The sequence below is a fragment of the Stenotrophomonas sp. INTA L402-1 genome (assembly GCF_059295135.1).
In genome coordinates, this window is record NZ_JCAFWP010000001.1 from 551,973 (window position 1) to 565,233 (window position 13,261).

At 66.7% G+C, this 13,261-nt stretch carries 17 protein-coding genes; 12 read left to right on the top strand and 5 right to left on the bottom strand.

The features are described from left to right. The first annotated feature begins 197 nt into the window (after nucleotides 1-197). Nucleotides 198-1,133 (top strand): pepsin/retropepsin-like aspartic protease family protein, encoded by a 936-nt coding sequence (locus tag AC5O77_RS02480; RefSeq protein ID WP_494506413.1) that lies wholly within the window; start codon nucleotides 198-200, stop codon nucleotides 1,131-1,133. A 120-nt stretch (nucleotides 1,134-1,253) separates the two neighbouring features. Here the strand turns inward: AC5O77_RS02480 and arsH are convergent, their stop codons facing one another. Further along, nucleotides 1,254-1,982 (bottom strand): arsenical resistance protein ArsH, encoded by a 729-nt coding sequence (gene arsH / locus AC5O77_RS02485; RefSeq protein ID WP_478058329.1) that lies wholly within the window; start codon nucleotides 1,980-1,982, stop codon nucleotides 1,254-1,256. A gap of 17 nt (nucleotides 1,983-1,999) precedes the next feature. On the opposite strand from arsH, the gene AC5O77_RS02490 reads away from it, so the two are divergent. From AC5O77_RS02490 to AC5O77_RS02520, 7 genes are all read left to right on the top strand, one after another. Further along, the gene (locus tag AC5O77_RS02490) at nucleotides 2,000-2,329 is read left to right on the top strand and encodes an ArsR/SmtB family transcription factor (protein ID WP_478058330.1); all 330 of its coding nucleotides are present in this window, start codon (nucleotides 2,000-2,002) and stop codon (nucleotides 2,327-2,329) included. A 15-nt stretch (nucleotides 2,330-2,344) separates the two neighbouring features. Beyond that, a complete protein-coding gene (locus AC5O77_RS02495) occupies nucleotides 2,345-2,848 on the top strand; it encodes an arsenate reductase ArsC (protein ID WP_478058331.1) in 504 nt (167 codons plus the stop codon). Nucleotides 2,849-2,862: 14 nt separating this feature from the next. Beyond that, nucleotides 2,863-3,894, top strand: a complete 1,032-nt coding sequence (gene arsB / locus AC5O77_RS02500; protein WP_494506422.1) for an ACR3 family arsenite efflux transporter — start codon at nucleotides 2,863-2,865, stop codon at nucleotides 3,892-3,894. A 161-nt stretch (nucleotides 3,895-4,055) separates the two neighbouring features. Next, on the top strand, nucleotides 4,056-4,403 hold the full coding sequence (locus tag AC5O77_RS02505; RefSeq protein ID WP_049423027.1) for an RcnB family protein: 348 nt from the start codon (nucleotides 4,056-4,058) through the stop codon (nucleotides 4,401-4,403). A 72-nt stretch (nucleotides 4,404-4,475) separates the two neighbouring features. Continuing rightward, entirely contained in the window at nucleotides 4,476-5,012 is a 537-nt protein-coding gene (locus tag AC5O77_RS02510) for a Cif family virulence factor (protein WP_317217369.1), read from the top strand. Nucleotides 5,013-5,061: 49 nt separating this feature from the next. Further along, nucleotides 5,062-5,688 (top strand): hypothetical protein, encoded by a 627-nt coding sequence (locus AC5O77_RS02515; RefSeq protein WP_478058332.1) that lies wholly within the window; start codon nucleotides 5,062-5,064, stop codon nucleotides 5,686-5,688. 82 nt (nucleotides 5,689-5,770) lie between these two features. Then, nucleotides 5,771-6,163, top strand: a complete 393-nt coding sequence (locus tag AC5O77_RS02520; RefSeq protein ID WP_032129972.1) for a diacylglycerol kinase — start codon at nucleotides 5,771-5,773, stop codon at nucleotides 6,161-6,163. 49 nt (nucleotides 6,164-6,212) lie between these two features. Here the strand turns inward: AC5O77_RS02520 and AC5O77_RS02525 are convergent, their stop codons facing one another. The 4 genes from AC5O77_RS02525 to AC5O77_RS02540 form a co-directional block, all read right to left on the bottom strand. Next, entirely contained in the window at nucleotides 6,213-6,968 is a 756-nt protein-coding gene (locus tag AC5O77_RS02525) for a DUF3307 domain-containing protein (protein ID WP_494506414.1), read from the bottom strand. A 96-nt stretch (nucleotides 6,969-7,064) separates the two neighbouring features. Continuing rightward, nucleotides 7,065-7,757, bottom strand: coding sequence for a hypothetical protein (locus AC5O77_RS02530; RefSeq protein ID WP_032129974.1), 693 nt, complete (start codon nucleotides 7,755-7,757; stop codon nucleotides 7,065-7,067). Between the two features lie 2 nt (nucleotides 7,758-7,759). After that, nucleotides 7,760-8,170, bottom strand: a complete 411-nt coding sequence (locus AC5O77_RS02535; protein WP_494506415.1) for a hypothetical protein — start codon at nucleotides 8,168-8,170, stop codon at nucleotides 7,760-7,762. Between the two features lie 84 nt (nucleotides 8,171-8,254). Further along, nucleotides 8,255-9,172 carry a M14 family metallopeptidase gene (locus AC5O77_RS02540; protein ID WP_125895728.1) on the bottom strand — a complete coding sequence of 306 codons (918 nt, stop codon included), beginning with the start codon at nucleotides 9,170-9,172 and terminating at the stop codon, nucleotides 8,255-8,257. 144 nt (nucleotides 9,173-9,316) lie between these two features. Here AC5O77_RS02540 and AC5O77_RS02545 point away from each other — a divergent pair, with 144 nt between their 5' ends. The 4 genes from AC5O77_RS02545 to AC5O77_RS02560 are packed head-to-tail and all read left to right on the top strand — an operon-like array spanning nucleotide 9,317 to nucleotide 13,238. Continuing rightward, nucleotides 9,317-9,970 (top strand): DUF3348 family protein, encoded by a 654-nt coding sequence (locus tag AC5O77_RS02545; RefSeq protein ID WP_478058334.1) that lies wholly within the window; start codon nucleotides 9,317-9,319, stop codon nucleotides 9,968-9,970. A 10-nt stretch (nucleotides 9,971-9,980) separates the two neighbouring features. Further along, complete coding sequence (locus AC5O77_RS02550; protein WP_494506416.1) at nucleotides 9,981-12,245, top strand: DUF802 domain-containing protein; 2,265 nt, start codon at nucleotides 9,981-9,983, stop codon at nucleotides 12,243-12,245. Next, nucleotides 12,242-12,880 carry an OmpA family protein gene (locus tag AC5O77_RS02555; protein WP_014037471.1) on the top strand — a complete coding sequence of 213 codons (639 nt, stop codon included), beginning with the start codon at nucleotides 12,242-12,244 and terminating at the stop codon, nucleotides 12,878-12,880. Before AC5O77_RS02550 ends, AC5O77_RS02555 begins: the two co-directional genes overlap by 4 nt. Further along, nucleotides 12,810-13,238: a DUF2894 domain-containing protein gene (locus AC5O77_RS02560; protein WP_478058336.1), complete on the top strand. Its 429-nt coding sequence runs from the start codon at nucleotides 12,810-12,812 to the stop codon at nucleotides 13,236-13,238. The genes AC5O77_RS02555 and AC5O77_RS02560 overlap by 71 nt, the downstream gene beginning before the upstream one ends. The last annotated feature ends 23 nt before the right edge of the window (nucleotides 13,239-13,261 follow it).

Genomic DNA, 13,261 nt, shown 5'->3' on the forward strand with positions numbered 1-13,261 from the left:
ACATGCCGCCTTTATCGTTGAAGACGGTGACATACTCAAGTCAAGGCCCGCGACATCCGTCACATTTCCACCCGCGCGGATTCCAGATCCAGCCGATTACCGCGACAGCTTTCGGAGCAGCCTGCGGGCAGGAAACACCTGCAACCGCCTGCATCCCTCACGCATCAGAAGATCCTGGACACCCATGGAACAGGATCATGAGGCGCATTCCCCCGCATCGCCGTACCGCACTCGGCACTCGCCGTTGGCGCAGCACTGCCATCGCCATCCTCACTCTGCTGACGCTTCCCGTGGCCACCCTCGCCTCACCCGTGGCGGATAGCACCTGTACCCTCCCCGCACGCCCGGGCGAGCGCATCATCGACGTTCCCTTTGACGTCATCGACGGGCGCATCCATGTGCAGGTGCAGGTCAACGGCAGCGGCCCGTACCGCTTCGCCATCGATACCGGCGCCAGCGGCATGGCCCGCGCGGACAGCCGTCTGGTGCGGAAACCGGCGCTACCCGCGGACGCCAGCACCCGCCACTCCGACGGCGTGCGGACAGCCTGGGCCGATACGGTGCGCATCAACGCCCTCGACGGGCTGCGCCACAGCGACGTGACCGCGCTCACCCGCGACTACAACGCACGGCAATCCAAAGACGCAGTGTTCGACGGCATCCTTGCGCGCGGATTCTTCGCTGATGGCGTGCTGATCATCGATTACCCCCAACGGCGCCTGCAGTTCCGCCGCGGCATCGACCTCCTGCCCGCGCAACCGGACACGCTCGCCCACTCACGCGCCTTCCGCATCCCAGTGAAGATTGGAGCAGTGACCACAGAGGCGCAGCTGGACACCGGCGCCAACGTCGCGATGGTGCTGCCCACGGCACTCTTCCGGCGGGCAGCCGGTACCGCAGCGACCACCGGGGATCGACTGACCCTCAGCCACGGCGAGGTCGATGGCGGACGTGCACGGCTGGATGTTCCCGTGTTGATCGGTGGCCTGGCGCTGCAGGGGCTGCACGTACGGGTGTCCGACCGCTATCCCGAAGCGGTGGTGGGTGCCCATGCGCTGCAGGACGCAGTGGTGCTGATCGATCAGCGCAGCCAACGTGTGGCAATCTGCCCAAGCAGGCCCCATCGCAACTGAGTCACTGGCGGCGTGCTGCCCGCCATGCCGGCCACGCTTCGGCGATCACTGCGCCGACGACAGTATCCGGCCAGCCGCGCCCGGTCATTTCCACGCCACCTGCGGCCACCAGCCCCCCCCTCAGATGCCGGTCGCGCCCGCCGCCCGCGCCAGCTCCGCCGCCAACGCATCGCCCTTGCGCTCGCTGTAACGGTCCACGAGGTAGTCGGCGCGGCCACGGGTCAGCAGCGTGAACTTCACCAGTTCTTCGACCACATCCACCACACGATCGTAATAGGGCGAGGGCTTCATCCGCCCGTCTTCGTCGAACTCCTGCCAGGCCTTGGCCACCGACGACTGGTTGGGAATGGTCAGCATGCGCATCCAGCGGCCCAGCACCCGCAGCGTATTGACCGTGTTGAACGACTGCGAGCCGCCGCAGACCTGCATCACCGCCAGCGTCCTGCCCTGGGTCGGCCGCACGCTGCCATCTTCCAGTGGCAGCCAGTCGATCTGGTTCTTGAACACGCCGGTCACCGTGCCGTGCCGCTCCGGGCTGACCCACACCTGCCCTTCCGACCAGTGCGACCACTCGCGCAGCCGCTGCACTTCCGGATGCCCCTTGTCCACGCTGTCCAGCAGCGGCAGGGCATGTGGATCGAACACGCGCGTGTCGCAGCCCAGATGCTGCAGCAGGCGTTCGGCCTCCAGTGCCAGCTTGCGGCTGAACGATTGCGGCCGCAGCGAGCCGTACAGCAGCAGGATGCGTGGTGGCCCCTGGCGTTCGGCGGCCAACCGCTGGTGATCAGGCTGGGGAAGCGAGGCTTGCCTCAGATGAGGCAGCGAAGGACTTGTGATCGGCTTATTCATTCGACTATTCTAGAAATATGGAAACGTCAAATGCAATCGCTGCGCTCACCGCGCTCGGCCACGCCACCCGCCTGGCAGCCTTCCGCCTGCTGGTCGAAGCCGGCCCGGCCGGCCGCATGGCCGGCGACATCGCCACAGCCCTCCAGGTTCCGCCCGCCACCCTCAGCTTCCACCTGAAGGAACTGGTACAGGCCGGCCTGGTCGAGAGCGAGAGCCAGGGCCGCCACGTCTGCTACCGCGCGAACTTCAGCGCAATGACCGGCCTGATCGAGTACCTCACGCACAACTGCTGCGCCGGTTCGCCCAGCGAACAGTGCACGCCATCGGGCAATCCCTGCAACTGCTGATACGGAAACGCCATCATGTCCCGCTCCATCCTGTTTCTCTGCACCGGCAACAGCGCCCGCAGCGTGCTGGCCGAAGCCACCCTGCGCGCTTGGGGCGGCGACCGCTTCACGGCCTTCAGTGCCGGCAGCCACCCGACCGGCCAGGTCAATCCATTCGCGCTTGCACAGCTGCGCGCCGAAGGCATCCCGGTCGCGGGACTGCGCAGCAAATCCTGGGATGAGTTCGCCGACGCGGCTCCGATGGATCTGGTGATCACCGTTTGCGATGCGGCGGCAGCGGAAGCCTGCCCGGTGGTGTTTGGTGATTTCATCCGCAGCCATTGGGGCCTGCCGGACCCAGCCGAGGCAGTGGGCAGCGATGCCGACAAGGCTGCCGCCTTCGCCCACGCGCATGCCATCGTGAAGGCACGCGTGCAGGCCCTGCTGGCGCTGCCCGGGCACGTGTGGCAGGACCGCGGAATGCTGCAGCAGGCGCTGGACCAGATCGGCCATCTGCTACCGGCAGCGCGCACGCCATGAGCACAACGGCACCCATGGGCCTGTTCGAGCGCCACCTGACGCTCTGGGTCGCGCTGTGCATCATCGTCGGCACGCTGCTCGGGCACTTCCTGCCCGGTGCTTTCGCCTCCCTGGCGGCGGCTGAAGTGGCCAAAGTCAACCTGCCGGTGGCGGTGCTGATCTGGCTGATGATCATCCCGATGCTGCTGCGGGTGGATTTCGGTGCGATGCGCCAGCTGGGCCAGCACTGGAAAGGCATCGGGGTGACGCTGTTCATCAACTGGGCGGTGAAGCCATTCTCGATGGCGCTGCTGGGCTGGCTCTTCCTGCGCCACGTCTTTGCGGACTGGCTGCCCGCCGGCCAGATCGACAGCTACATCGCCGGCCTGATCCTGCTGGCGGCCGCGCCCTGCACGGCCATGGTGTTCGTATGGAGCAACCTGTGCCGCGGCGATGCCAACTTCACGCTGAGCCAGGTGGCACTGAACGACGCGATCATGGTGGTGGCCTATGCGCCGGTGGTGGCGCTGCTGCTGGGGCTGTCGGCCATCACCGTACCGTGGGATACGTTGCTGCTGTCGGTCGGCCTGTACATCGTGGTTCCGGTACTGGTGGCCGCATTGCTGCGGCGCTGGATCCTGTCGCGCCATGGCGAATCCGGGCTGCAGACGGCGCTGCGCCAGCTGGGGCCACTGTCACTGTCGGCGCTGCTGCTGACGCTGGTGCTGCTGTTCGGGTTCCAGGGCCAGCAGATCGTGCAGCAGCCGATGGTGATTGCGTTGATCGCGGTCCCGATCCTGATCCAGGTCTATTTCACCTCCGGCCTGGCCTACCTGCTCAACCGGCGCCTGGGTGTGGCGCATTATGTGGCCGGGCCGTCGGCACTGATCGGCGCCAGCAACTTCTTCGAACTGGCGGTGGCGACGGCCGTGGGCCTTTTCGGTGTCCACTCCGGTGCGGCGCTGGCCACGGTGGTGGGGGTGCTGATTGAAGTACCCGTGATGCTTTCGGTGGTGAAGATCGTGAACCGGTCACGCAACTGGTATGAGGCGCGCGAGCGCGCTTGAGGTGGCCATGCCGGAGGCGGTGGCGTCGTGCCCGAGCCGCCAGTTGCAACGCCGCGGAATGCGCCCTGCTGCTACGGTGACAGCTCAAAAGTCCGTTCACATTCCTTGATCCATACTCCATGGCACGACGCCGCATGCAGCGGCAAGGCCCGGAGGTTGCGATGAACACCGCACGCTTGTTCGCCATTGCTTTGACCACGGCTGCCGCGCTGGCCGCGGCACCCGCCTTCGCCGATCCGCCGCACCATGCGCGCGGCAACGGGCCACCGCCGCACGCCGGTGGCCCGCACAATCGTGATGCGCCGCCGCCAGGCTGGCAGAAGAAGGCCTGGCGTCGCGGCGAGCGCCTGCCATGGGCGGAAGTAGACCGCCGTTACTGGGTGGATGACTATGCGCGCTACCACCTGCGCGAGCCGGGCCGCGACCAGCGTTGGGTCCGGCAGTCCGATAGCGAGTACCTGCTGGTGGAGATTGCTACCGGGTTGATCATCGACGCGCTGCATCGTTGAATGAGGGGATGCGCCGGGGCACCGATGTGACGAAACGTCCCGGCAGCATCCCCTTGTCCCCGGAAGCTGCAGATGCAGACATCAAGAGCACCACTCGCCCTCCTCGCGCTTCTGCTGTCAGCGTCGCCAGGCCATGCCGGCAACAACAGCCCAGCCCACAGTCCAGCCGATGAAAAAGCCATCGAACAGGTGGTCGAATCATTCCGCACCTCGCTGATCAACAAGGACAAGCCGACCTACATGGGCCTGTTCTTCTCCGACAAACCGGAAGACATCGGCTGGCAGTTTGTCTCCGAGGATGTGCGCCTGCAGGACATCCGCAAGGCCAAGCCCGATGCGATCAAGGCACGGCAGATTCCCGCCAACAACTTCATCGCGCTGATCGACGGCGTCGTTGCGTCGCCGAAACCGAAGGAGGAGAAATTCTCCAATACGAAGATCGAAACGGATGGCGATGTGGCCTCGGTGTCGTTTGACTACAGCTTCCACGACGATGGAGTGAAGACCAACTGGGGCAAGGAAATGTGGCAGCTGATCCGTACCGAACAGGGCTGGAAGATCTTCTCGGTGATCTATTCGATCCGCGATTCACGCAGCCCGGCCGAATGAGTGATCTGTCAGACTGGTGCCCACCGTTCGTCCATGCCAGCCAGACCCGATGACCCGGATTGCCGACCTCAGCGCCGACCAGCTCGCCCACCACGCGCTCAACATCTTCATCGCCCAGGGCCGTCACGTGGAAGGCGCCCGCGTGATCTACCGGGCGCTGCAACTGGACCCGCATCATCCCGCTGCACTGCGCTGCCTGAGCGATTTCCTGGCCCACCAGGGCACCGAGCCGTTCGCAGCGGCCACGCTGGAGCACGCGCTGTCCGGCGCCGTTCCACTGAATGACGATGCGCGCCGGATGCTGGATGACCTGCGCTTCCTCGACATCTGGTCCTGGGGATTCTCCCGGCACGTCTCCGGCGAAACCAATCTCAGCGGCGAAGCCTTCCAGCAGCGCGAGGACTTCATCTTCGATGGCCCGGCCTATGCGGCCTTCCTCAACACGGTCACCGAGCCGGCCGGTTCGCTGCAGGGTGCCTTCCAGGCGGCCGTCCGCATCTGCGGGCTGATGTCCGGACTGCTGCGCCATGCGGAGAAGGACAATCCGGCATTCGATGATGTGCTGCGATCCTCCGCCTTCGTCGAGACCGAGGCGTACCCGGCATGGCTGGCCTCGCCGACCGACGATCTGGATGCCCTCGACCAGACCATCCAGGCGCAGCGCCAGGCCGGCTGAAGGAAAATCCAACGGGCGTCCGACGCTTTCCCGACGCCCGCCTGCACATCCTGTCGTGAGATCACTTCATGGCAGGACCGGCATGCAGCCACCCTCCCCCAAGGACAGCGGTAAATACCCGCATGGCAAGACCGGCCTTCGCCGCATCTTCTACACGCTGATCCATTCGCGCGACGGCTTCATCGCCACCTTCCGTGGCGAAGCCGCCTTCCGGCAGCTGTTGCTGCTGCATGCGCTGCTGATCGCCACCGCGTTCCTGCTGGACATCAGCCAGGTCGAACGCGCCGTGGTGCTGGCGGTCTGCTTCATCAGCCTGCTGGTGGAGCTGCTGAACTCGGCCATCGAAGCGGTGGTCGACCGCATCTCGCTTGACCACCACCCACTGTCCAAGAACGCCAAGGACATGGGCAGCGCCGCCCAGACCACCGCACTGCTGATGGTCGGCACGGTGTGGGGCGTGATCCTGCTGGGCTAGCTCACGCCCGACCCACCAGGCATGGCCCGGGGCCACAACGCCGCAGCCGCTAGTGCCAATGCGAGATGGCGAGCTTGGTCAACATGGTTGCGGCGATGGCCCAACCGAAGCTGAGCATGGTACCGATGATCACATATTCGGTGTGTGCCCGCGCCTGCCGGTCGGCGAAGCGCAGCACCGATTTGGCGGCCAGCATCAACCCCACGCCTTCGGGCTGGCCCAGCAGCAGGAACATGAAGATCAAGCCTCTTTCCAGCCGCCCGATATAGCGCCCTGCGGTCTGCATGCCCTTGTGATCGTCGCTCTGCGCGGCTGCGGTCGTAGGCGCCGATTCGGCGCTTCCCATCTTGAGTCCTGCCGTGAACGGCGCAAGCAGCTTCTCCACCAGGACGCCGCCGACGTTGACCACCAGGATCAAGCCGCTCGCGATCGACATGCCCTGATACATCAACAGTTGGACCTGGGTCGGGATCATCCCGTACCAGCCATTGCGGGCAACGTGAGGGAACATCAACGCGATCAACACGATGAAGGCGAAATGCACCAACTGGTCAATGACGAATGCGTGCACGCCATCGGGGAGCCAATGGACCTTGATCCAGTCCATCACCGCATGGCTGAAACCGATGATGAGATAGACCCACGGGTTGGTCGAACCGGTCAGCGCGGCGATGGCGAGCAGCACCACTGCTACGTGCAGCAGCAGGCCATGCAGTTCCTGCTTGCGCGCGATCATCTTCGTGGTCTGCAGCACGAAATCGGCGACAAGGTGAGCGGTCAACAGTACGAGCAGCGTTTCAAGCATGTTCTTTCTGCCAGTGAGTCCTTCCTGTGGCTCGCGTCGCGATAGCCAAGTCGCCGCCCAAAGCAACGAAATTTAGTTGCTTAAGCCAAAGCAACGCTATTTAGTTGCTTTTCCAGAACCGTGAACGCTCCCGTACGGCTGCATCAGTGCACGTTCAGCCGCGGTGATCAGCGCCAGCAAGGCAAAGACGCCAGCATCGTGATAGACCCGGTTCACCGATTGTCGGTGCCGGTTCAACGCATTGGCAGCTTCCAACTGCGAGGGGGCATCGGGGATCAGAAACAACGACGCCACCTCAGCCTGACTGCGTGTCCAGCGCGCGACAATAACATCACAGGCAGACACCACTGCCGGTAACCAGTACAGATCCTCCCGTTGTACTGGCAGGGCTACGTCCATGTCCTGCGTGCGCCCCATGGATTCAAGCAACCGACCGGACAGCACGAATGCCTCACCCAGCGAACGCGACACCGCCTTCCGGTCCAATGCCTCTACCGTACCCAGTCCAATCGCGATCCGCGTGCGCGCCCGCGATTCCGACGCGGCAAGCTTGGCCTTGATCCAGGTCGCCAACCTCAGGAAACCGTGCGGCTGGGTGACCGCCAGCTGCCAGGCGTCGCCCCGGTAGAACTCGGGGCCGACAATGCCCGGCAAAGGCCACTCCATGGCCTGGGCCACGGCAACGGAAATCACTTCACGGACGTCATCAATGGTGGCCGCGTCCATCTCCGTGGACTTGACCAGGTCGCCGGTAAGCACGGCAATCAGATCAGACGATGTATCGGGCATGTTCATACCTTGGGCTGCACAGGCTGTACCTCACAGGACATCTGCGGCTGGGCAGCGCCGGCCACATCTGTGCCGGGCCCGCTCAACGCCATTCTACCGTCGTAGCGGTTGATCACCGCCTGCAGCCTGCCCGCGCCAGCGACCTGCGGAAAATCCAGCCGATACAGGTTCGCCTCCACCTCCAGCTTGCCCGCGCGCGCGCTCGGACGGTTGACCCAGACCACCGATGCCTGGCCGGAGTCCAGGAGCAACACCATCGGCGCCTGGGGCGTGGCGCTTGTGCTGCTGCAGGACAGCTGGATCACCCGCGGCGGCGTCAGATCGAGCGCCGACAGCTTGCATCCACTGAGTGCGGTCGTCGCCACCAGGACTGACACGAGTGATGGCCGGAGCAGAATCTTGATCGTGGTCATCGCCCGATCGTAACCCGACAATCGATCCTATGACCCGGCGCATCGTGCAGGAACCTGCCGGGTCCGCTTGCACGTCCACGTGCCTTACTTCGTCAGGGCGAAATCCAGGCCTGCGCACACCGCCGCCACCTGCGCATCATTGCATTCCTGCGGGTTGGTACGCGGGCTGTCCGGGTAGACCTCGGTGGTGGTGGCAAAGCGCGCGTCGGTGAAGCCGGCGCAGGCGCCGATCGAACGCGACTCACCCCAGACCACGCCCGGCGACTGCAGCGGCAGGCCGACCAGGTTGCCTTCGGCGTCTGCCGGGGCGATGTGGGTGACCGGGGCGACGGCGGTGATCAATGCCTTCTGGAACTCGGCCTGCGGATCTTCGCTGTTGCCGATCACGTAGAAGCCATCCGGAATGGTGTCGCGCTCGAACGGCTTGCCGTCGCGGGCGCAGCGCGCCGGATCGAACTCGTGCAGGTCGCTGTCGGTGGTCTCGTGCAGGTCCAGGTGCACCAGCAGGTTCGGCTTGCGCTCGGCCACCCAGCGCATCAGCGCGGCGGCTTCCTCGATCTGGCCACCGTCACGGAAGCTGCGGTTCGGGTCGATGGCATCCGGGTTCCAGCGCTGGATGCGCTCGTAGCCCCACGGGCTGACGCACGGCGCCACGATCAGGTTCAGCCGGCCCAGGTAACGCTCGGCCTGCTGTTCCAGGAACTGCAGGGCGCCATGCACGCCGCTGGTCTCGTAGCCATGGACGCCACCGGTGATCAACGCGGTCGGCAGCGCCGGGTTCCAGTCGTGGTTGACCACGGCGAACAGCGGGTAATGGTCCGGCGCATAGTCCAGCTGGCCGTACTGAATCACGTCGAAACTGTCGTCCAGGCGTTCAAGGGCGGCCACCACGTCGTCGTGGTAGCTGCGCTGGCGCTGCTGGCGGGCCCGCCACTGTGCGCGTTCCGCGTCGCCCCAGGGCTGTCCGGGGGTGCCGATCGGGTAGAACTGCGCAACAGTCATTGGGGACTCCAGGGGTCGAACGGATGGGTGCAGCCGGACATTCTAAGCCCTGTCGCGCCTGCGGGCGCCCCACCCCGGCACCACCTTCATCCAGGCCGGGTCATCTGGTTGTAAAATCAACGGTTTTTGGCCCCTCACCCCTTGATGGCGAACGCAGCGCAGCCGGTCCTGGGTGGACCGGAATTCCTCCGCCTGCTCGCCCGTCTCAGCGACGGCGCGATGCCGGCCAGCAGTCCCGCCCTGACCGATCGCCTCGGCCAGTGGGTGGACTGGAGCCGTGCCGTGGCCCTGTCCGGGGCGCTCGGCGGACGCCTGCCCGAGCCGGGCGAGGCCGCCGAAGCGGCCGGGGATGTGCTGGACGACTGCTCCCAGGCCCATGCCAGCCTGCTGGCCTCGATCAGCGAGGATGCCGAGGCAGAGCGCCTGCTCGACCTGGCCGAAGCCGCCGCCGCACCCAATTTCGCCTCGCTGCGCCAGCGCTACCGGGTGCTGCAGCAGGCCATCCAGACCGCCACCGGGCGCCTGCGCGGCCGCCTGCGCGAGCAGCTGGTGCAGGTTTCACCCGAGCTGGCACGGCTGGCCGAGGTCGATGCGGTGATGGAACAGACCCTCACCCCGCGCGAGCACAGCCTGCTGGCCACTGCGCCGGCAGTGCTCGGCGCCCGTTTTGAACGCGTGCACGGCCAGCCCGGCTGGCGCGCGGCCTTCCGCCATGACATGCGCACCCTGCTGCTTGCCGAGCTGCAGCTGCGCTTCCACCCGATCGAAGGGCTGCAAGACGCCCTGCGCTCCCACTGACCGGAACACCATGTCCAGAACTGCTTTCCATGTCGTTGTTTTCCTTGTCGGCCTGCTGGCCGTGTGCTGGATCGGCATTGGCTACGTTTCGGAGCATCCGCTGGGTGCAGCGGTGGCGGCGATCATCGCGGCCTGCTACATCGCTGGTGGCGTGGAGCTGTACCGTTACCGCCAGGCCAGCAACGGCCTGCGCAGCGCGCTGAGTGACCTGTCCAGCGCGAAGGAAAGCCTGGCCCCCTGGCTGGAGCGCGTGCCGTTGGGCCTGCGCAACGCCGTGCGCCTGCGCGTGGAAGGCGAGCGCACCGCCCTGCCCGCGCCGGTACTGACCCCGTACCTGGTTGGCCTGCTGGTGCTGCTGGGCATGCTCGGCACCCTGCTGGGCATGATGGACACGCTGCGCGGCACTGGCCTGGCCCTGCAGAGCGCGACCGACATGGCCGCCATCCGCGGCTCGCTGGCCTCGCCGGTGCAGGGCTTGGCGGTGGCGTTCGGCACCTCGATCGCCGGTGTTGCCAGTTCGGCCATGCTCGGCCTGCTGGCGGCGCTGCTGCGCCGTGACCGCCTGCAGGCCGTGCAGCAGCTGGACCGTGCCATTGCCGGCGACCTGCACCCGTACTCGCAGGCCTGGCAGCGCGCCGAGTCGCTGCGACTGCTGCAGGCACAGTCCGCCGCGCTGCCGGCGCTGGTCGACCGCCTGCAGGCGATGACCAGCACCTTCGAACAGCACAGTGCGGCCGCCAATGAGCGCCTGCTGGCCGGCCAGGCCGAGTTCCTGACCCAGAGCCAGGCGCTGCAGGAACGCCTGGCGGTCTCGCTGCAGCAGTCGCTACGCGAAGGTGCCGAGGCCAGCGCCGCCGCCATCGGTGGCGCGCTGCAGCCGATGGCCGAGACCACGCTGGCCGGCCTGGCCCACCATGGTGAGGCGCTGCATGCGCGTGTCGAGCAGGCGGTGCAGCAGCAGCTGACTGGCCTGAGCGACGGTTTCGAGCGCAGCCGCGTCGCTACCGAAGCCAGCTGGGCCAAGGTGGTGAGCGAGCAGACCCAGGCACAACAGGCGCTGGTGAGTGATCTGCGCCAGCACCTGCAGGCCTTCAGCGATGGCCAGGGCACGCAGGCCGAAGCACTGGTCGCGCGCATTGGCGAGCGCCTGCAAGCCGATGCCAGCGGCAATGCCGAGGCCTGGCGCGCCGCCGCCGAACAGCAGCAGGCATTGAATACCGCGCTGGTCGAACGCCAGCAGCAGGCGTTGCTGGACGCCAGCGAGCATCTGGACGCGCGTGCGCAGGCGCTGCTGCAGGCACTGGAACAGCACCACAGCGCCAGCCAGGCGCTGCTGCAGGATCACGAACTGCAGCGTTCGCAGCAGTGGCAGGCCGCGCAGGCCGCCACCGCCACCGCGCACGCCGAACTGCAGGCCAGCCTGGACAGCCGCGAGCAGCAGCGCCAGGCGCGCTGGGATGCGGTCAGTGCCGAACTGCAGCAGGCCCACGCCGCGCTGCAGGCCCAGCTGCAGGCCGGCGACGAACAGCGCCTGCAGCGCTGGAGCGATGCCCTGCAGCATGTTTCCACCGATCTGGCCGAGCGCCTGCAGGCCAACGGCGAACGCCTGGCCACCCAGCAGCAGCAGGTCTGCGACACGCTGGCGGCAACCGCGCAGCAGATCGGCGAGAACGGTCGCGTCCAGGCCAGCGCCACGCTGGCGGAAGTGTCCACCCTGCTGCAGACCGCCGCCGCTGCGCCGAAGGCCGCCGCCGACGTCATCAACGAGCTGCGCAGCACGCTCTCCGAGAGCCTGGTGCGCGACAACGCGATGCTGGAAGAGCGCGGCCGCCTGCTGGCCACCGTGCAGACCCTGCTGGATGCGATCAACCATGCTTCGCACGAGCAGCGCACCGCGGTGGACGCGCTGGTCGGTGGTTCGGCCGAGCTGCTGGAACGCGTCGGCAACCGCTTCACCGACCATATCGCCGCCGAGACCGGCAAGCTGGATGGCATTGCCGCAGCGCTCAGCGGCAGCGCCGGTGACGTCGGCCAGCTGGCTGGCGCCTTCGGCGATGCGGTTGCGCAGTTCGGCAGCGCCTCCACCGAGTTGTCCGGCCGCCTGGAACAGATCGGCGGCGCACTGGATGCCTCGCTGGCCCGCAGCGACGAGCAACTGGCCTACTACGTGGCGCAGGCACGCGAGGTGGTCGACCTCAGTCTGCTGTCGCAGAAGCAGGTGATGGAAGAACTGCAGCAGCTGGCCGCGCGCCGCGGCAAGGCCGGCAGCGCATGAGCGACGAGCTGGAGGTCGACGGCGGCTCACACGCCCCGATCTGGGCCGCCTTCGGCGACCTGATGTCGGTGCTGCTGGGCGCGTTCGTGCTGATCCTGGTTGGCGTGGTCGCCGTGCAGCTGGAGCTGTCGCAGCGGCTGGACCAGGAAGTGAAGCAGCGCCAGGCCGAAGCCAAGCGCCTGCAGACCCTGGAACAGGCGCTGGCCGGCCCGCTCGCCGCCGGTCGCGTGACGCTGGTGGATGGCCGCATCGGCATCAGTGGCAGCGTGCTGTTCGCGCTGAACTCCGACCAGCTGCAACCGGAAGGCCAAGAGCTGCTGCGCAGCCTGGCCGCACCGCTGGCCGCCTATCTGGGGACGCGCGAAGAGATCCTGATGGTCAGCGGCTTCACCGATGACGCGCCGGTGCGCGAAGGCAACCGGCGTTTCGCCGACAACTGGGAGCTGTCCGCGCAGCGATCGCTGACCGTGACCCGCACCCTGATCGCCGATGGCGTACCGGCCGATGCGGTGTTTGCCGCCGCGTTCGGCAGCGAGCAGCCGGTCAGCTCCAATGCCAGCGAAGATGGCCGCGCGCGCAACCGCCGCGTGGAGATCGCGCCGATTCCCAAGCCCAAGGCCCCGGATGCAAAGTAAGCCGCCCGCACTGGAGGGCCTGCGCGCACTGGTGCGCGACCTCGATGCGGGGTCGCGCTCGCTGCCGCATTACCCGCAGGTGCCGATGCTGCAGCAGGTGCAGCGCGAGTGGTCGGAACTGCGCAGCGAACTGCAGGTGCGCCGTTCGCTGCGCACCGAGGCCCCCGCCGATGGCGGCCCGCTGAATTCGGCGGTGCTGGTGCAGCGCATGCTGGACACGATGCAGGCGACCAGCCCTGGCTACCTGCGGCATTTCATCGACTACGTGGACACCCTGTCCTGGCTGCAGGCGCTGCAGGATGGCGCCGCCAGCGGTGGCGACACCGCGAAGCCGAAGCGCACGCGCAAGCCGCGCTGAACACCTGTCTCTTATACACATCT